This window comes from Archangium violaceum (assembly GCF_016887565.1).
GTDB lineage: Bacteria > Myxococcota > Myxococcia > Myxococcales > Myxococcaceae > Archangium > Archangium violaceum_B.
Map to the genome: position 1 here is coordinate 11,000,093 of NZ_CP069396.1, position 17,506 is coordinate 11,017,598.

13 protein-coding genes are annotated in these 17,506 nt (G+C 67.8%); 6 read left to right on the plus strand and 7 right to left on the minus strand.

Annotated elements, in window-relative coordinates; translation table 11 throughout:
• Positions 1-93: 93 nt before the first annotated feature.
• On the plus strand, positions 94-2,733 hold the full coding sequence (locus tag JRI60_RS43745; RefSeq protein ID WP_204222002.1) for a hypothetical protein: 2,640 nt from the start codon (positions 94-96) through the stop codon (positions 2,731-2,733).
• Positions 2,734-2,772: 39 nt separating this feature from the next.
• Here JRI60_RS43745 and JRI60_RS43750 read toward each other — a convergent pair whose 3' ends face one another.
• Both JRI60_RS43750 and JRI60_RS43755 read right to left on the minus strand, forming a co-directional pair.
• Positions 2,773-3,201, minus strand: coding sequence for a hypothetical protein (locus JRI60_RS43750; protein ID WP_204222003.1), 429 nt, complete (start codon positions 3,199-3,201; stop codon positions 2,773-2,775).
• A gap of 55 nt (positions 3,202-3,256) precedes the next feature.
• On the minus strand, positions 3,257-3,967 hold the full coding sequence (locus JRI60_RS43755; RefSeq protein WP_204222004.1) for a hypothetical protein: 711 nt from the start codon (positions 3,965-3,967) through the stop codon (positions 3,257-3,259).
• Between the two features lie 491 nt (positions 3,968-4,458).
• Between JRI60_RS43755 and JRI60_RS43760 the strand changes: the two genes are divergently transcribed.
• Positions 4,459-6,117, plus strand: a complete 1,659-nt coding sequence (locus JRI60_RS43760) for a GON domain-containing protein (RefSeq protein ID WP_204222005.1) — start codon at positions 4,459-4,461, stop codon at positions 6,115-6,117.
• 24 nt (positions 6,118-6,141) lie between these two features.
• On the opposite strand, the gene JRI60_RS43765 is transcribed toward JRI60_RS43760, so the two are convergent.
• From JRI60_RS43765 to JRI60_RS43775, 3 genes are all read right to left on the minus strand, one after another.
• Positions 6,142-7,644 carry a hypothetical protein gene (locus JRI60_RS43765; protein WP_204222006.1) on the minus strand — a complete coding sequence of 501 codons (1,503 nt, stop codon included), beginning with the start codon at positions 7,642-7,644 and terminating at the stop codon, positions 6,142-6,144.
• Positions 7,645-7,676: 32 nt separating this feature from the next.
• Entirely contained in the window at positions 7,677-8,867 is a 1,191-nt protein-coding gene (locus tag JRI60_RS43770) for a hypothetical protein (RefSeq protein ID WP_204222007.1), read from the minus strand.
• Between the two features lie 100 nt (positions 8,868-8,967).
• Complete coding sequence (locus tag JRI60_RS43775; protein WP_204222008.1) at positions 8,968-9,159, minus strand: hypothetical protein; 192 nt, start codon at positions 9,157-9,159, stop codon at positions 8,968-8,970.
• Between the two features lie 275 nt (positions 9,160-9,434).
• Between JRI60_RS43775 and JRI60_RS43780 the strand changes: the two genes are divergently transcribed.
• Complete coding sequence (locus JRI60_RS43780) at positions 9,435-9,854, plus strand: hypothetical protein (protein ID WP_204222009.1); 420 nt, start codon at positions 9,435-9,437, stop codon at positions 9,852-9,854.
• A 261-nt stretch (positions 9,855-10,115) separates the two neighbouring features.
• Here JRI60_RS43780 and JRI60_RS43785 read toward each other — a convergent pair whose 3' ends face one another.
• The gene (locus JRI60_RS43785) at positions 10,116-10,448 is read right to left on the minus strand and encodes a VOC family protein (protein ID WP_239470070.1); all 333 of its coding nucleotides are present in this window, start codon (positions 10,446-10,448) and stop codon (positions 10,116-10,118) included.
• A gap of 609 nt (positions 10,449-11,057) precedes the next feature.
• Here JRI60_RS43785 and JRI60_RS43790 point away from each other — a divergent pair.
• Positions 11,058-13,214, plus strand: coding sequence for an ATP-binding protein (locus tag JRI60_RS43790; RefSeq protein ID WP_430384424.1), 2,157 nt, complete (start codon positions 11,058-11,060; stop codon positions 13,212-13,214).
• On the opposite strand, the gene JRI60_RS43795 is transcribed toward JRI60_RS43790, so the two are convergent.
• Entirely contained in the window at positions 13,196-14,581 is a 1,386-nt protein-coding gene (locus tag JRI60_RS43795) for a DUF4476 domain-containing protein (protein ID WP_204222011.1), read from the minus strand. The genes JRI60_RS43790 and JRI60_RS43795 overlap by 19 nt on opposite strands.
• Positions 14,582-15,073: 492 nt before the next feature.
• Here JRI60_RS43795 and JRI60_RS43800 point away from each other — a divergent pair, with 492 nt between their 5' ends.
• Positions 15,074-16,006, plus strand: coding sequence for a transposase (locus tag JRI60_RS43800; RefSeq protein ID WP_204222012.1), 933 nt, complete (start codon positions 15,074-15,076; stop codon positions 16,004-16,006).
• Positions 16,007-16,153: 147 nt separating this feature from the next.
• Positions 16,154-17,395 carry a S41 family peptidase gene (locus tag JRI60_RS43805; RefSeq protein WP_204222013.1) on the plus strand — a complete coding sequence of 414 codons (1,242 nt, stop codon included), beginning with the start codon at positions 16,154-16,156 and terminating at the stop codon, positions 17,393-17,395.
• The last annotated feature ends 111 nt before the right edge of the window (positions 17,396-17,506 follow it).

Consider the following 17,506-nt stretch of genomic DNA (forward strand, 5'->3'; position numbering starts at 1 on the left):
CCGATACAACATCGACCCGGTGCATTTATCCCTCCCCAGGGCCCCAGAAGGTGTCAGAAGATTCGGACAACTCTTCCAGGCGGGCACCTCCGGATGAGAACCCAACGTCGCTGGCAAATCGCGCTGCTGTGCACGGTCCTCCTGTCGCTGGGACTGGGGCTGGTGACTGCCCGGGGCCTCAACGGCTTTCTGGGCATTTCCTTCATACCCAAGCAACTGCCCGCGCTGGACCGGGCCGCTCCCGAGCGGCCCCTGCCGGCCCTGGACTGGCGCCTGACGGACATGGGCGCGGTGGGCATCCTGCCGGATCCGGAGCACTGGGGCCGGGGTGACTACAAGCACCACGAGCGGCGCTTCGAGGACGTCTTCCTGGAACACCCGCCGTACGTGGCGCCGGAGCCCTTCGCGCGCGTGGAGCGTGAGTTCCGTGCCTTCGTGGACCGGATGGCCGGCTACGGCTTCAATGCCATCGCCGTCCCGGGCTTCCTGGAGTTCACCAACTTCGACAAGGTGGAGGGCGGCCGCGTCATCTACCCGGACGGCAGCGTGCACCGCGAGCGCCACAAGGCCTTCCGCGAGGGGTTCCGTCGGCTGTTGGCCTATGCGAAGTCGCGCGGCATGCGGGTGGTGCTGCGCACGGACATGGTGGCGCTCACCACACCCCTGGAGAAGTACCTGACGGCACGCTTCGGCGAAGACTTCGACACGGAGGCTCCAGAGCCCTGGAAGGTGTACGCCCTGGGCTTCGAGGAGCTGCTGGAGGAGATGCCGGAGGTGGACGCGCTGCTGCTCCGCATTGGCGAGGCGGGCGCCGTCTACAACCAGCCGGGCTTCGACTACCGCAGCGAGCTGCGCGTGCGCACCGACGGTGCCGTCCGGCAAATGCTCCGCTCCTTCCTGGGCGTGGCCGAGCGGCGCGGCAAGACCGTCTTCTTCCGCACCTGGTCCGTAGGCGTGGGACAGGTGGGGGACATGCACACCAACCCGGCCACCTACGAGCGGGTGCTGGGCTCCATCGACTCGCCCAACCTCATCGTCTCCACGAAGTACAGCAAGGGCGACTTCGATAGCTGGCTGCCACTCAACCCCACGCTGATGCAGGGCCGGCACGCGCGCATCATCGAGTTCCAGGCCCGGCGTGAGTTCGAGTCCTTCAACGCCTATCCCAACTACCTGGGGCCCCTCTACCGCAGCGCGCTGCTCACCTTCCTGGAGAAGAATCCCCACGTGCGGGGCGTGTGGGCGTGGACGCAGGATGGCGGGCCGCTGCGCTCCGGGCCGCTCATGCTCTACCCCTTCCACGGGCACTGGCTGTACGTGGACGCCAACGTGCACGCGATCTCACGGCTGGCGCAGGACCCCCGGCAGGAGGCGCGCGCCATGGCCGAGGACTGGGCGGCCCGCACCTTCGGCGACTCCCCCCAGGTCCGCGAGCTGTGGGCGGACGTGCTGCTCGCCTCACACCCGGCAGTGATGAATGGCCTGTACATCAGCGACTTCGCGCGCTGGGAAGTGCGGGCGCTGGGACTGGAGCCGCCCCCGCTGCTCTACATCTTCAAGTGGGACATCGTCGGAGGCGCCACCTCCGTCATGAGCAACATCTACCAGGTCTCCCGCGAGCGGGCGGAGGCGTCCACCGAGGAGGCCTTCGCGGCGGTGCGCACGGTGAGCGAGCTGCGCGAGAAGGCCGCGCGGGCCTTCGCCCTGAGCACCGAGGGAAGGGAGCTGGAGGCGCGCACGCTCGGCTCGCTGGACTACATGGAGGATCTCTTCCACACCCTGGCCTGGTATCGCCGCTTCCTCTTCCAGTTCTACCGCTGGCAGGACGAAGGAGGAGACAGCGCCTCGTGGCAGGCGTCGTTGGGCACGGTGCGCGAGCGCATGGCCGCGCACGAGGGCCGCTACCGCAGCAACCTGGATTTTCCCGCATACAACTTCCGAGAGGCCCGGACCGGACTGGTGCTGGCGGAGCGCAGCGAAGCCACGCGGACGGCGGCGCGCGTGACGCTGGGACTGCTGGTGCTGGCGCTGGGGGTGACCGTGGCCCGGGGCGGGGCGGGACGGTTGCCGCGCCCCTGGGAGGAGGGCCCGGTGGGTGGAGGGGTGGCTCTGCTGGTGCTGGGGGCCGGGGGGCTGGTGTGGACGACGGCGGTGCTGACGTCCTGGGCGGCGCCCCTGTTCCTGGGGTGCGTGACGGTGGCGGTGGCGGTGTACGTGGTGGCCGTGGCATTGCTGGCCGGCGAGGGCTCGGTGGCCGTGCGCGCCGCGCGGGTGGGGCGCACGTTCGGCCCGGCGCTGGCGGTGTGCCTGGGGCTGCTGGGGGTGGCGGCGGTGCGGGGAGCGGTGTACCTGCCATTCGCTTTCTGGACGGATGAGACGTTCCGTACGGGCTTCGCGCTGGCCGCCTCGGGCTTCGTCCTCCTGGGCTCGCTGGGCGTGGTGGCCATCGGCCGGGCGGGAGGGCTGTCGCCGCCGGCCGCGTTCGGTACCCTCTTCGTGGTGCAGGGCGTGCTGCTGCTGCTGGTGGGCGCGGGGTTGGCCGCGGTGGGGCTGGAGCACTCCCTCACCCTGCTCAACGACGAGCTGCTCGTGCTGCCCACGGGCCTGTCCCGCATCCTGGGCATCACCACCCATCTGGACATCCCGCTGGCGCTGCCACGCTGGGTCATGTGGACGGGCGGGGCGCTGCTGCTGGTGGGCCTGCCGCTGCGCACCCCGCGGCGGCGAGCTTAGACGGCCAACCCTGAATTCTCGTTTCGGAACGCAGTGCTGCTACTCCTCGTCTCCGTCGTAGTACGCCGCCTGGGACTCCGCATATTGGTCGACGGAGAAGCCATCGAGCTCCCCGGACACCTCATTCGTGAGGAGACGCCTCAACGCGGCTTCCGCCTCGTCGGAACCGAGCTCCCGTAAATACCTTTTCGTCCTCTCCAATCCCGCACCACACAGGAGTTGGAGGTCGATCGAGGCGTCCGCATCCATGCTGGAGGTCTTCGCCCGCCAGATTCTCGGCACGTCCTCGAGCAGCCCGGCCCGAAACAGCAGAAAGCAGCACAGCCGCATGACTTGCGTGTCTCCACTGCCCTGCCCCTGGCGCTCCCGCTGCGTCTCGGCATCCAGGACAGCGCGAACATCCTCGAGCTGTTCGGGAGCGGGACTCGAGCCGAACCGGCGGAGACATTCCTCTTCTGTCAGGCGCATTCTTCTCCCTCTACCTCACCGCCTGGAGCTCCGCACCCCCTGTGTCCCGGGGCCGTTACGGGCGGACCATGCGTGGGAGGGCTGTCGCGGAAGCCTGGAGGGTGGGCGCATCCGAAGGCATGCGGATGGGCTCCGGAGCGGACGGCGGCACCGCCGTGGAGCTCTTCACTGCGCCCACTGGCTCCGCGGGCTGCTGGGGTGGGGCCGGCGCGCGCTGCTCGCATCGGCGTCTGCGCTCGGTATTGGTGGTGTTGAGCCCATGTGCCGCGGCACGCACATCGTCCTCCTGGGGGAGGAGCAGCTTCCGCCGCGCGCCCGCCTCCAAGACATCATGGACCGAGGGCCCAGAGACCAACGCACCAATGAGACCGGCCACGCCCAGGGCGAGGCCACCCACACCAAGAACCGCGGCAGCCGTCCGGTCCTGTTTCTGGATCGCGGCGGCGCCGCCGATTCCCCCGAACATCCCCACCAGACCTCCCGCGCTCCAAAGCAAGACACGGGTGTTCGCTTCATCCACCGGCGCGATGCGCGCTTCATGCCGGCGTTGAAGTTCGTTGTCGCGCAAGATGGGCCATACGTCGGACAGGGACTCGGGATCATCGTCGCCCGCCTTGAAGACGCCGAACCCTATGTACTCCTTGTAGTAGGTGTACGTGATGGTCCCCCCGCCCTGCGACGCCGTTGAGAGGACCCGTGCCGGCGCGAGCTCGTACCACTCCTCGCGCTCGCATTCGGTGCGGGGCACGCCGCTCGGCAGCGTCACGGGAGCACCGATACGGCCGTATCTCGATGGGCCACAGCCCACGGATCCAACACACAAGAAGCAGCAGACCACTCCAGCAATGCGTCTCACGTCCACAGGTGCTCCTGGGTAGGATGAACGGGAGGGGCTGCCTCCGTGGAACCGAGCGCCTCGCCCTTCAATCAACTGAGCCCACGAGGCGGAAAATGATGCACGAAATCCGACCTCCGTCTCAGTTGCCCCCGGAGGTTCAGCGGGGCCGCCGCCCAGGTCCTCGAGACCGCTATGACATGCGTGTCCCCAGGGGCGGCGCGTGCGCGTGCCAATCCAGGCACGTTCCCCTCCGCGCCCGAGGGCCTTCCCGGAGGTCCCCGCGCGCAACCCTCTGGAATCAGGGCACTCGCTCCCTATTGGAGTTCCTGGCACCGCGCTTGCCTTGGGGTGTTCCCGTCCGCAACGGCGAGAGCCGATGCGTGGCAACCCTCACACCCCATGCTGTCTCCAGAGGAGCCATGAACAACCTCGACGCTACTGCTTTGTCCAACGATGTCTCGAACACGCTCCAGCCCGTCCGCCCCATGGGCGCTTCCCGTGCTTCCCTGGGAGTGCTCCTGCTGGGCGCCGCGCTCTCGACGGGCTGCGGTGAGCCCGGCACCTCGCTCCAGACCCGTCCCGCGGACGCAAAGGAGCAGGGGCTCTCCTCGCTCCCGGCCACTTGCCAGGAGATTCGCACCGCCGACCCCACCGCCATCGATGGCGAGTACACGCTCTACATCGGGGGCGATGCGAAGAAGCCCTGGACGGCCTGGTGCTACGACATGGCCGACACGCCCCGGGAGTACCTCTCGGTTCCGAGCGGGACCAACTACTCGCAATACACCGTGGGCGGCTACACCTCGGGCTCGAGCGTGCGCACGTACTACGCGAAGGTGCGCATCGATCCCGTCACCCTGCGGGTCTCCGTCGCCGACCAGACCTTCGCCCAGTCCACCGGCTCGCTGAATCACGGCGGAACGCTCGTCACCTCCATGCCCTACGGCGTGGCCATGTCCTGCGACAGCACGGCCTCGGGCGTGGCCAGCATCGACCTGACTGGCACGCCCTTCGCGGTCGTACCCGATGATTTCTCGCTCGGAGGCAACAGCCCGGACGGCACCACCACCTACGGCGCCGACGGGCGCATGGTGAACCTGACGGGCGGCGGCTACTGCGGCTGGAACAGTTGGGCTCCCGCCTACAACCCCTTCAACCAGACGGGGGGAGACCCGCTCCACCTCGAGTACCGCGACGCTCCCGTCTGCAAGGGCCAGACGGCCCCGGGCGCCTACTGGCAGCAGTACACCTTCGATAGCCTCTCCCTCGACGTGGACACGTCGAGCTGCGGTTTCTCGGAGGCCCCGCTGTATTTCGCGTCCATCGGTGGCACCGGCTACCACTGGCAGACCACCGGTGCGACCTCCATCATCTCGCCGACGGCCACGGGATTCCGCGTCATCGTCCGCTCCCCGAGCAGCGTGACGCCCGCGTTCGCGAGCCAGTACGGCTGGCACCTCAACTGGCAGGCCACGCCGAACAACGTCCGGCAGCCCTCGCTCTGCACCGGGCAGACGGCGCCGGGGGCCACCAACTGGCAGCCGTACGGCTCGGAAGGCCTCTACCTCGACGTGGACACGACGGCCTGTGACTTCTCCACCGCGCCCCTGTACTTCACGTCCCTGGGCGGGTTGGACGGGCACTGGAAGACCACGGGCGCGACCTCCATCTACGAGCCGACCGCGACCGGCTTCCGCGTCTACGTCTGGTACAGGGGCAACTCCATCACCCCCGCGGCCGCGAACCAGCTCGGCTGGCACCTCAACTGGCGGGCCCAGCCGGACGGCCTCCGGCAGTCCTGGAACTGCACCGGGCGGACCACGCAGGGGTCCACCAGCTGGCAGCAGTACACCTCGGATAGTCTCTACGTCGACGTGAGCACCTCGGGCTGTGCGGCCTCGGGGGAGCCGGTCACCTCCATCGGGGGCACGAGCGAGCAATGGGGGCTGACCGGCGCGACCTCCATCTACTCGCCGACGCCGACGGGCTTCCGCATCTACGTCCGCTACCCGGGCAGCACCCTCACGCCTTCCCTGGCGAACCAGCGCGGCTGGCACCTCAACTGGAACCGGCGGTAACTCGCTAGATCTCCGGCCGCTCTCTCAAGCACTACGAGGTGTTTGACACCTTCCCGGTTCGCGAGCGGAGCCTCGGAGGCAGGCCTCCGCTTCGCGGAGCCCGTGGAGGGCCGTGGCGACATTCTCGGCTCCATCCACCAGGCCGAGCGCCTCGTTGAAGGTCCGGCCCGCACGCGTCTGACCCACGAGGCCCTCGAGGAAGCGGGGAACGCCGACCACCACCTGGAACGTCGGCTCCGGATTGGCTAGCGGCATCTCCACCGGCACGAGCCTGACCGTCCCCGTGTGCCGGGGCTCCAGGTTCAGCATCACGCGGCACTGCGCATCCACCAGCGCGCTCAGCTCCGCAGTGGCCTTCCGCGGCAGCGCGAGCGTCGCGGTGAGAGCCACGGTCAGCTTCTCTCCGAGCGCCCCCACGTCATGGAGCCAGTGCGCGGGCGGAAACCGCGCGCGCAGGGCCTCGGCCGTGTCCCAGAGGAAGCGACGTTCCAGCTCGCCCCCGTTCCAGTCCTTCCGGCCCAGCCACTCCAGGCGGTCAATCAGGAAGGCGAGGAACGTGCGGAGCTGTCGCAGGCACTCCAGCACCTCGCACCCGACGAAGGTCCGGGAACCCGCCAGGTCCACCGACTCGGGCAGCTTGCCCCGAGCGGCGACGATGCCGATGAAGGGCCCTCCAAAGACGATGGGCGTCTCCAGGTCGAGGAAGCGGCCGTCCGCGGTGAAGTTGTTGTGGAAGGAGCCCCAGTAGACGCCGGCCTGGAAGTACCGCTCGAAGTGGTGGACCAGCCGCTCGAGGGCGCCCTCCAGGCGTTCCGCGAGCGTCTCGGGGGTGACGTCGCCCGGGCGCACCTCGGGCTGGGAGGAGTCCCCGAGGTAGCGGGCCATTCGCAGGAACAACTGGACCACGAACGGAGCGCCGCCCCGCCACTGTGAGAAGGCCCAGGCGAAGTTGGACAGGCGCGCGAACCCCGCCGGCTTGACCGAGATGGCCTGGAGTCGCCGGTCCGCCAGGGCGAGCTGGCTGGGGTCGCGGCCTGAAAAGCTCGACTCGACGTAGCGCTCGGCCTCCGGTGGCAGTGGGGCCAGGAGCAGGCCCTCGCAAGGGACGAGGGCGTCACCCGCTCCCAGCTCCTCCAGGTAACGGCTCACCAGGTACTCCCTCGCGGCGGCGGAGGGAAGCAGGTGCCCGCTGCTGTGGTAGCGATCCGTCGGATGGTGCCAGTTCGCCGCGAGCAGGGTACGGCCCACGCCCTTCAGGTACTTGCCGGAGTAGAAGCCCGCTCGGCCCGACCCCAGCCGGTGGGAGATGTTGACGTCCGCGTTGGTCTGGAGGTCCGCGTACAAGAGCTCCGCTTCGTGCTCGGGCCTTGCCGAGAACCCGAAGGAGCCGATGCGCCCCAGGTCGACCTGGACGGCGCACCCGGCATGGCTCGCGTGCAACGCGGTGAACCCGGAGGGAGAAACCGGAACGGGGACCGCCCAGGGATCCGTCGGGTGGCTCGGTGGACGCTCGCGGGTCGGGGACATGATCGACTCCTTCGTGTGCTCCTGGTTCCTCGCTAGTTCAGGACGAACAGGTCTCGGGGCTCGGCTCCCACGGGGAGAACGCGCTCCGCCCGCTCGATGAGCCGCAACGCCTCCTCGTGCTCCTCGCGCCGGAGCGCACGCGCCAGGGCCCGCCGGACCTCCCCGCTCACGCTGTCGAAGACCGTCGCCGAGATGCGCTGCAGGACGTAGTAGCGCAGGCTCTGGGGGGCGGCGGCGGCCTCCGGTGTGAGCGGGACGACGTTCGCGTTCACGAAGCGGAAGTCAGGCCGGCGCTCCCTCGGGCTCTCGGGAGGCTCGTTCCGGTTGCGGAGCACGAGTCCGCTGTCAGAGTCCTCCTTGATCTTCGCGAACAGCACGAGCCCCAGCTCGTGCATCAGACGCTGCTTCCAGGGCTCCTCGAGGGAGACGGGCGCGGTCAGCTCGCGGGGGTCGTATGAAATCTCCTCGGCGGCAAGGAAGGACAGCCACAGCCGGGTGTACTCGCGCTGCGTGGCGCCGTAGGTCAGCTCGTGCGAGAGCCACTTGAGGAGCCGAGGGCTCCTACGCAGAGCCCTCACATCGAAGCCCTCGAAGACGCCCGAGCAGTAGAAGCGGGCGAGGTCGGTGAAGAACTCGGGTCGCTGCGCCTCCCATCGCGGGCAGAACCGGCGGTACTCGGAGACGTATCGCTCGTGATAGCTGACCGTGAGGTTCACGACCGTCGTTCCGATCGGTATCCACTCGGAGAGGTTGAAGGTGGAGAGGTACCAGTAATCCAGTCCCACCGTCGCGGCCGCCTCCGTCAGGAGCTGGCAGAAGACGAAGTCCTCGAGGTTGTCGCGGAGGATGGGGCCGGTCTCGAACCGGAGCCAGGGAGCCAGCTCGGCGATGACCGCCGCGGACCAGCAGTGCAGGTAGTCGTGTTTCGCGAACAGCACTTCCCGGACCAGATGGTCCCCCTCGTTGTAGTCCCGGGCGGAGCCGTACGGATCCGCGAGCCAGCGTGAGAGGGCCGAGTTGTTCGCGAAGAAGAGGGTCCGATGGAAGGGATTGAAACCCGCCAGGGTCACCGGAACGATGCGCTCGTAGTACCAACGTTGATCGATGGCGCGTGGCACGAAGCGCACCAGGGGATCCGAGAGCATCCGGCGCACCAGGGGGAGCCGCAGGAGCGACTCCGGATGGGGCTCGGAAGGAAGGGAGAGGGGGGCGGCGCTGAGCATGACAGTGGACCAGCGGGTGCGAGAAGGCGGCGCGGTGAGGCGCCGCCTTCGTCGGTGCGGGGGTGAAGGTGACAGCTCCTTCCAAGACCTGCGCGATGCGTTACTCGGCCTCGGCCTTGTTGCCGGAGCGGTCCTCCGCCTTGGCCGAGAAACCCACCTCGGCTTGGGCGATGAACCCACCCGTCACCGAGGCCAGGTCCTCGAGGGTGAGTTGTTTCTCCTTTCGAGCCCGAGGCTGCTGCTCCTTCGACTGCTGGGGGGGTCGCGACTGCTGCTTCTTGATGCGCTTCATGGTCTGTCTCCTCGGTCTGGGGCCGTGAGCACCACGGCCTCTCACCAGGAGCTACGCGGAGGTGATTTGAGTGGATTTTCGATGCGCCTCACCCCCGGTGACGCCCGGGGCTCGACTGCCTGGTGGCCACGCGTGGATGTTCGCGCGGCTCGAGTGACCTGAGGGCGCCAGTCGCCGTCGGGCTCGATTCATTACGCGCATGGGGGCCTGCCAGGACGGTGTCGGCAAGCGGCATGTTGAGCGGGCCTTCGATACCAAGACAGGACACACGGGCCATGGCGATGTCGCGGCCGAGCGTATCGAGGCCACAACAGTTCGCCGGCTCGCACCTGGCCCGGGTCTTCGATTGGAAGACTCGCACCTGGCGGACGGCGCGCGGAGGGACGATCGAGCCGAGGCAACGCATCGACTTCGACTACGAGCAGGACACCGGGGGAGCCCGCTGCCCATTCCACGCCCACATCCTCGAGTTCATCCAATCCGCCTGGGCCAACTCGATCCACTTCGTCAAGATGAACGGTGGATTGGATGGGGTGATTGGCCAGGGGACGCAGGTGCCAGACGGTCCGCTGTGGTGCAAGACATACGGAAACCTGGACGAAACCATTGGCTTCGATTTCAGCGACGTCATCAAGCTCAGGGGGGGAGACTACTTCTTCGCCCCCAGCGTCGCCTTCCTCCAGGGCCTGGGCTGAAACACGAGGGAGGTGGCACGATGAGTGAGAACGATCCGACGTCCAGGGTTTCGGCGCACCCATGTGTGCTGGCACCGCGCGAGCGCGTGTACCAACGGGGCTGCACCGCCTCTCCACCGGCCCGGCCCACAGCCCGCGTGGCACCCCGTCAGCAGCCCTTCTCGACCCCTCGGCTCCAGCCCTCTCCCTCAACAGCGCCCCCATCCCGCCTAGACGCGACGCTCAGGCCCCAGGTCTCCCGGTTCGCACAGGCTCCTGCGTTCATTCCGCGTGAGCGAGGATGTTCACCAACTTGCCGAACGGATCGCGCACGAAGAACCGGCGCACGCCCCAGGGCTCGTCGACCGGGCCATACTCGACAGGGATGTTTGCCTTCTTCACTCGGCCGAGGACCGCTTCCAGGTCGTCGACCTCGATCGACAGGTCTGGCGCCGGCGCACCCGAACCACCCTCGGACAAGAAGCTGATCTGCACCGGCATCTTCTCTCGCGAGCCGTAGGTCGCGATCCATCCCATGTCCATGAGGACATCGAGGCCGAGGATGTCCTTGTTTTCGAGGCGAGCAAGCGAGCAGGCGAGGAGCAGCCCGAGCAAAGGAGGAGGGGGGGCCAACGGGACTGGTTGCGAAGATTTCTCCCGTCCAGTGCACCGATGACAGTCCCCTCCTTGAACACTCCTCCTCCCATCAGCCTGGACGGCCATGGGTGTGCCCTCGCTTGGCCAATCACCCTCCCTGGCGCAAGTTAAGAGGAGGGAGGAGAGGGGATGTGGGGAGCCCAACCGCACACCGGACCCCAAAGCATGACAAGGTCCCTGCTTGAGGACAGAAGAACCCGTCCAGAGGAGGCACGGGTCCCACTCCTGCTCGTGGGGTTGTCCCTGGCGGAGACGGCTGACCTGGAGGCCATGCTGGCCCCCCTGGACCAACCGGTGCTCAAGGTCGTCCCCTGGAGCGAAGCGCTCCTGGGCCTGCTCGACCAGGAGCCCGCCTGCCTCCTCGTCGATGCGCGCCGCGACCGGGCCGCGGGATTCAAGGTGGCCCATCGCCTGCGTGGTCACGAACGCGCCCGGCACATCCCCCTCCTCCTCCTCCTCGGAGCGAGCGCCTATGGCCAATCGGACCCGAGCTGGGACCGGGGGCTGGAGCTGGTGGACTGCCTGTTCGAGCCCATTCCCCCGGACCTCCTCCGCGCCAAGGTGGGAATGTGCATCGGGCTCCACCGGCGCGAGCAGGCAGCGCGGTCGGCACTCGCCCGGGTCGACTGTATCGAGGCGGCCGCGCATGAGCGGGAGCGCGTGCTGAATACCCTGCTGGGAAACCTGCCAGTGATGGTCTACCGCTGTCTCAACGAGTCCGATTACCCCCTGGTCTACGTCAGTGAGGGAGCCCTCCCGCTCACCGGCTACAACTCCGAGGACTTCCTCGCGCGGCGCGTGCTCTGGGAGGACATCGTCCACCCCGACGACATCCCTCGGGTGTGGGAAGACGTCCAGACAGCTGTCAGTGCCCGAAAGCCCTTTACCCTCACCTACCGGCTGCGAACACGTACCGGAGAGGAGCGGTGGGTGTGGGGGCGCGGGGTGGAAATCCAGGTGCCAGGGAGCACGCACCCCATCTTGGAGGGATTCATCACCGACATCACCACGCTCAAGCACGCCGAGCAGGAGCGGGAGCGGCTGCTGGCAGAGGTGGAGGCGGAGCGCTGCCGTCTGGAGGCCATCCTTCAGCAGTTGCCGTGCGGATTATATGTCGCCGAAGCACCCTCGGGACGGACGCTGCTCGCCAATGCCGAGGCCGAGCAGCTCCTCGGATACCCCTTGCTCAAGGTCCAGAGCTCGAGGGAGTTCGCCCACTACCACGCCATCCACCCGGACGGGCGCCCCTATACCGCGGAGGAGTATCCGATTACCCACGTCCTGGCCACCGGGAAGGCCCAGACGGGGGTGGAGCTGCTCTACCGCCAGCCCGACGGCTCCTGTCGGACCCTGCACCTCAACGCCGGGCCCGTCCGGGACAGCCAGGGAGTGCTGCGGGCGGTGGTGGCGAGCTTCATGGACATCACCGAGCGCAAGCGCACCGAGCTGCATCAGGCCTTCCTGGCCTCGGTGGGCGAGCTCTCCGGCAGCACGCTCGACTACGAGGTCACGCTCACCCAGGTGGTGCGCAAAGCCGTGCCCGAGCTCGGGGATGCCTGCATGCTGGATGTCGTCGAGCCGGACGGCACCCTTCGCCGCATGGCGGCGCACCACGTGGACCCGGCGCAGGTGGAGCTCCTCCACGAGGTGGGCCGGAGCGGGGTGTTGCGGCTCGATTCGCCCAGCGGACCGGGGTCCGTCATCCGGACCGGGAAGACAGCGCTGCTGCCCCACGTCACCGACGACATGATCGTCCGCTACGCCCCCAATGCCACGGCCCTGGCGCTCCTGCGCAGGGTCCACATCACCTCCGTGCTGACCGTGCCGCTGCATGCCCGGGGCCGCACCTTCGGGGCGCTCACCTTCATGTATTGCCGCTCGGGCCGCCATTTCGGCCCGGAGACCCTACCGCTGGCCGAGGAGTTGGCGCGCCGGGCCGCGCTCGCGTTGGACAACGCGTGCCTGTACCGCGAGGCCCGGCACGCGGTGAAGCTGCGCGACGAGTTCCTCTCGGTGGCCTCCCATGAGCTGAAGACACCGCTCACTCCCCTGAGCCTCAAGCTCACCGCCCTGTCTCGCGAGTTCCCGCAGTGGGCGGGAGATGCCTGGGCGGCCCGGTTCCAACACCACCTGGACATGGCCCAGCGACAGGTGCACAAGCTGACCACGCTCATCAACATGCTGCTCGACATCACCCGCATCTCCCAGGGGGAGCTGGCCCTGCGGCTGGAGGAGACGGATCTGGGTGAGGTGCTGCGCGAGGTGGCGGACTGGTTCGTCCCCGAGGCGGCGCGGGCGGGCTCGGAGCTGCGGGTGGAGCGGGAGGCGCCAGTGCCCGGAAGGTGGGATCGGCTGCGGCTGGAGCAGGTCGTCACCAACCTGCTCTCCAACGCCATCCGCTACGGCGCCGGCCGTCCCATTCTCGTCCGCGCAGCGCTGGAGGGAGACCTCGCGCGCCTGGTGGTGCGCGACGAGGGCATCGGCATCCCGCCAGAGGCCCAGGCGCATCTCTTCGACAAGTTCGGCAAGTTCGAGCGGGCTACCTCGGAACGGCACGCCGGAGGCCTGGGACTGGGGCTCTACATCACCCGCTGCATCGTGGAGTCCCTGGGTGGGAGCATCCGGGTGGAGAGCCGCCCGGGAGCCGGCTCCACCTTCACGGTCGAGCTGCCTTGCTCGGGTCCGCCCCATGGGCGCGGCGCGCTCTACTCGATGGAGCGGTAGACGCCGCCGGTGGCCTTGGCCAGCTGGAGCATCAGCTCGCGCGACTTGGGCTTGTTGTCACCGCTGGTCTTGCCCATCAGGAAGGCGATGGTGTTCACCACCGCCTTGCGCTGGGCGTTCCAGGCGGCCACGTCCTGGAGGATGGCCGCGTTGGCCGTCTTCTTGCCCTCCGACGGCATGCCATCGGTGAGGAAGTAGATGGAGTCCGCTTCGGGGTCGGCGAACGCCTTCTCCAGCGCGCCGTGGATGTTGGTGCCGCCGTTCTGGCGCAGCCCGCTCACGTACTGCACCGCCTCCTGCACCGACTGCGGAGTGGCCGCGATGAGCCCGGGCTTCCACGTCTGCACGCCCGAGGAGAAGATGACGAGGTTGAACTTCGCGTCCGCCGGGAGCTGCTCCTTCAGCACGGACTGCAGCTCGCGCTGCACGAACTGGAGCCGGTTGAGCGTCTCGCCACGGTTGGTGGTGAAGCGCGCCTCCATGCTGCCGGAGACGTCCACCACGAAGATGACGCGCTTGCTGCGGATGGTGCCGTACACCGGGCTGCGCGGCTTGATGGTCTCGAGAATCCTGCGCGCCTCCTCCTTGTCGTTACCGAAGGTGAAGCCGTCGAGGATGATGAACTTGTTCTCCGCATCGGTGATGGCGTCCTTGAGCACGCGCAGCACCTTCAGCTTGTCATCGCTGAAGGAGTACTTGCCCAGCACCCCGAGCACCTCGCGTGACGTCATGCCGAGCATGTGCTCGTCCATCAGCGTCACCGCCTTCACCATGTCGTCGCTGAAGGTGAAGATCGGGACGAGCTGCTGAATCTGCGCGGAGGTGAAGCCCTCGGGACGGCTGGCGATGGCCGTCTTGAGCACGTTCATCTTGTCATCGGTGAAGCGCTCCTTCTTGAGCGCCGCGACGAGCGCGCGGGCGTCCGCATCCGGCCAGGCACCCACCTGGTTCACCAGCAGCGGCGTCGTCTCGCCGGTGCCGCCGAGGGCGGACGCGCTGCCGGGGGCCGGCGCGGCGCTGGAGGGGGCGGGCGTGGCCCTCTGGAGGTCGGCCAGGAGCTGCTCGGCCTTCGCCTTCTCGTCGTCGAAGCTGAAGAGGTTGACGAGCCTGGCCTTGTTCTCTGGATCCTCGATGCGCCCCTTGAGCGCCGAGAGCGCCTCGAGCTTGTCATCGCCGAAGGAGAACTGGCTGGCCAGACGCGCTACCTGCTCGCAGGTGAAGGTGTTGGTGGAGGCCGCGGTCTTCAGGACGGTGATCTTCGCATCGGAGAGGCCCTCCTTCTTCACGCGCGCGTGGAGCTGCTCGAAGGCCGCGCCGTCCATCGCCAGGGCGGACGCGGGCAGCAGCACGGCGAGCGTGAGGCACACCGTCAGGCAGCAGGAAAGGATTCTCGAAACACAAGATTGCAAGGGTGCCCCCCTCGGAGCGGATGTCCGCCGTGCATCGGCGGAGGTGTTGAGTGCGGCCGCAAGAGACGGGCGTGGAGGTGATGAATTCAACCCATTTCGAGATTCGCGAGCGACGCTCAGTGACAAGGCCTTCCACGAGTACCAGGGCGAGCCACCCGTGGGCCTGAAGCCCTCGGCTTCCGGGCGGTCGTCCCCTTGTGGTTGGGGCCCATCCCCTTCGCCTTCACCTATGCGGTGATGGCGCGCAATGGCCGGAGGTGGCGAGGTGGTGTCCGAGGTGGTGTCAAAGAACTCCGAGGTGGTGTCAAAGAACTCGATAAGCGGGACGCGAACGCGAACGAGACTCGGCGTGGACGGGTGAATCTCGCGGCCTCCAAGTCTTTCCAAGGACTTGCGGATGGCCTGCGGAGTGCATTGACCTCGCGGCCGGTACGGTATGGAGGGAGAGGGATGGGCTGGCCGCTGAGGATGTTCCAGGAGGAGGGCTACTACTTCGTCACGTCCAGGTGCTTCCAGGGAAGGCTGCTGCTACGACCTGGCGCGGAGATGAACGAGGTGGTGGGGGGAGTGCTGGCGAGAGCCGTGCAGCAGAGCGCCGGCTGCGTGAGGCTGCATGCCTTCACCTTCGCCTCCAACCACTTCCACCTGTTGGTGTGGGCTCGGGGAGCGGCGCTTGCCAGCTTCATGCAGTACCTGCGCGCCAACCTCTCCAGGAAGGTGGGGCAGTTGGTGGACTGGAGTGGAGGCTTCTGGGAGAGGCGCTACTCGGCGGAGCCGGTGCTGGACGACGAGGCATTGGTGGGACGGCTGCGCTACGTGTTGGCCCATGGGGTGAAGGAGGGGTTGGTGGAGAAGTGCACCGAGTGGCCGGGCCTCACGTGTCTGCCGCAGTTGTTGGGACCGGCGCGGCGGCTGTTCCGGTGGTTCAACTGGACGAAGCGCTGGAGCAAACGGGGCAGCGAGGACATGACCGCGGGGGAGGGGCGCTTCGCCGAGGAGTGGGCCGAGCCAGTGGAGTTGGAGGTGGCGCCCCTGCCGTGTTGGAAAGGACTGGGAGAGGAGGAGAGGCAGCGGGCGGTGCGAAACCTTCTGGAGGAGGTGGAAGCCGAAGCCCGAGGACGGGGTACGCCTGCGTTGGGGGAACGGGCTGTGCGAGCACAGCACCCTCATACCCGGCCCGAGCACCTCAAGCGCAGCCCGCGGCCAGTGGGGCATGCCTCCACGCGCCAGGCATTGAAGGAGCTACGCGAGCAGTACCGGGCCTTTGTCGCGGTGTTCCGAGAGGCGGCGGAGCGGTGGAGACGGGGGGATTTCTCGGCGCGCTTTCCTCTCTTCTCCTTCCCACCGCGTGTCGTGCCGGGTCGTGCGGCTCAAGTTCTTTGACACCCTCTCGGGCTCAAGTTCTTTGACACCCTCTCGAGCGGCGGGTTGCGTGGATGGATGGGTGCGGTGTTGTCAGCAGCCCTGTTGCTCACAGGCGCCTCTCAGGCCCAACCACGGTCCGGCCCGGGCGAGCCGGTGGACGCGGCAATGCGCGCGAAGATCGTGGATCGCGTCTCGGCGGCGCTGAATGAGCACTACGTCTTCCCGGATGTGGCCAAGAAGATGGAAGCAGGCATCCGCCAGAAGCTGAAGGCGGGCGCTTACGACAAGATCGCCAACTCAGCCGAGCTGGCGGAGGTGCTGACCCGCGACCTTCGGGAGGTGAGCAAGGACAAGCACCTGGGCGTCCGCTACGCGCCCTCACAGCCCCCGGAGCTGGACTCCAGCGGACCGCCCAGTCCCGCCACCCGCGAGAAGCTCCGCCGCGAGCTGGCCTCCGTGAACTTCGGCTTCGAGAAGGTCGAGCGGCTGGCAGGCAACGTGGGCTACCTCGACCTGCGCGGCTTCGTTGGCGCGGAGCTCGCCGGAGAGACGGCCATCTCCGCCATGAACTTCCTGAGCAACTCCGATGCGGTGATCATCGACCTGCGCAAGAACGGTGGTGGCGATCCGTCGATGGTGCAGCTCATCACCAGCTACTTCTTCGACCAGCCGACGCACCTCAACAACTTCTACATCCGCAAGGGGAACGTCACGCAGCAGTTCTGGACCTCGGCCCACGTGGCCGGCAAGCGGATGACCGATGTCCCCGTCTACGTGCTCACCAGCCAGCGCACGTTCTCAGCGGCCGAGGAGTTCACTTACGACCTGAAGAACCTCAAGCGTGCCACCATCGTGGGCGAGACGACGGGTGGCGGCGCCCATCCGGTCAATGCCCACTTCCTGGCGGACGTGCACCTGCTGGCCTTCGTTCCCTTTGGCCGCGCGGTGAATCCCATCACCGGCACCAACTGGGAGGGCACGGGCATCGCTCCGGACATCCAGGTCCCAGCGGACAAGGCGCTCGAAGCGGCCCACCTGGATGCGCTGAAGAAGCTGCAGAACCAGGCCAAGGACGACGCGCGGAAGCAGCGGCTGTCGTGGTCCCTTCAGAAGGTGGAGGCGATGGCTCGCCCAGTGACGCTGACCGCCGAGGTGCTGAAGAGCTTCGCGGGGGGGGGCTATGGGCCGCGCACGCTGCGCTATGAGAACGGCTCGCTCTGGTACGAGCGGAAGCAAACCGGGATGAAGGTCCGGGTGGTTCCAATGACTGCGGACACCCTCATGCTCGATGACGGCATGGACATCCTCCGCCTCCGCATCGAAAAGGATGCCTCCGGCAAGGTGACCGGGCTGACCGTGCTGTATGACGACGGCCGCGCGGACAAATTTCCACGCACCGAAGGCTGAACGCTGGGGGAGCCCCCGACGACGGGCGCGCGCCATCACCCCGGCGCGCGGCCGATTCGTTACCGCCTCCGCGCCGGACGTGGGCCTGACGCGGGCTGAACCCCCGGGGCC

What these genes read in the sequence shown, in the direction of transcription:
- JRI60_RS43745 (WP_204222002.1), top strand. Translation starts at nt 94, where the DNA reads ATGAGAACCCAACGTCGCTGGCAAATCGCGCTGCTGTGCACGGTCCTC.
- JRI60_RS43750 (WP_204222003.1), bottom strand. Translation starts at nt 3,201, where the DNA reads ATGCGCCTGACAGAAGAGGAATGTCTCCGCCGGTTCGGCTCGAGTCCC.
- JRI60_RS43760 (WP_204222005.1), top strand. Translation starts at nt 4,459, where the DNA reads ATGAACAACCTCGACGCTACTGCTTTGTCCAACGATGTCTCGAACACG.
- JRI60_RS43765 (WP_204222006.1), bottom strand. Translation starts at nt 7,644, where the DNA reads ATGTCCCCGACCCGCGAGCGTCCACCGAGCCACCCGACGGATCCCTGG.
- JRI60_RS43770 (WP_204222007.1), bottom strand. Translation starts at nt 8,867, where the DNA reads ATGCTCAGCGCCGCCCCCCTCTCCCTTCCTTCCGAGCCCCATCCGGAG.
- JRI60_RS43775 (WP_204222008.1), bottom strand. Translation starts at nt 9,159, where the DNA reads ATGAAGCGCATCAAGAAGCAGCAGTCGCGACCCCCCCAGCAGTCGAAG.
- JRI60_RS43780 (WP_204222009.1), top strand. Translation starts at nt 9,435, where the DNA reads ATGGCGATGTCGCGGCCGAGCGTATCGAGGCCACAACAGTTCGCCGGC.
- JRI60_RS43790 (WP_430384424.1), top strand. Translation starts at nt 11,058, where the DNA reads ATGTGCATCGGGCTCCACCGGCGCGAGCAGGCAGCGCGGTCGGCACTC.
- JRI60_RS43800 (WP_204222012.1), top strand. Translation starts at nt 15,074, where the DNA reads ATGGGCTGGCCGCTGAGGATGTTCCAGGAGGAGGGCTACTACTTCGTC.
- JRI60_RS43805 (WP_204222013.1), top strand. Translation starts at nt 16,154, where the DNA reads ATGCGCGCGAAGATCGTGGATCGCGTCTCGGCGGCGCTGAATGAGCAC.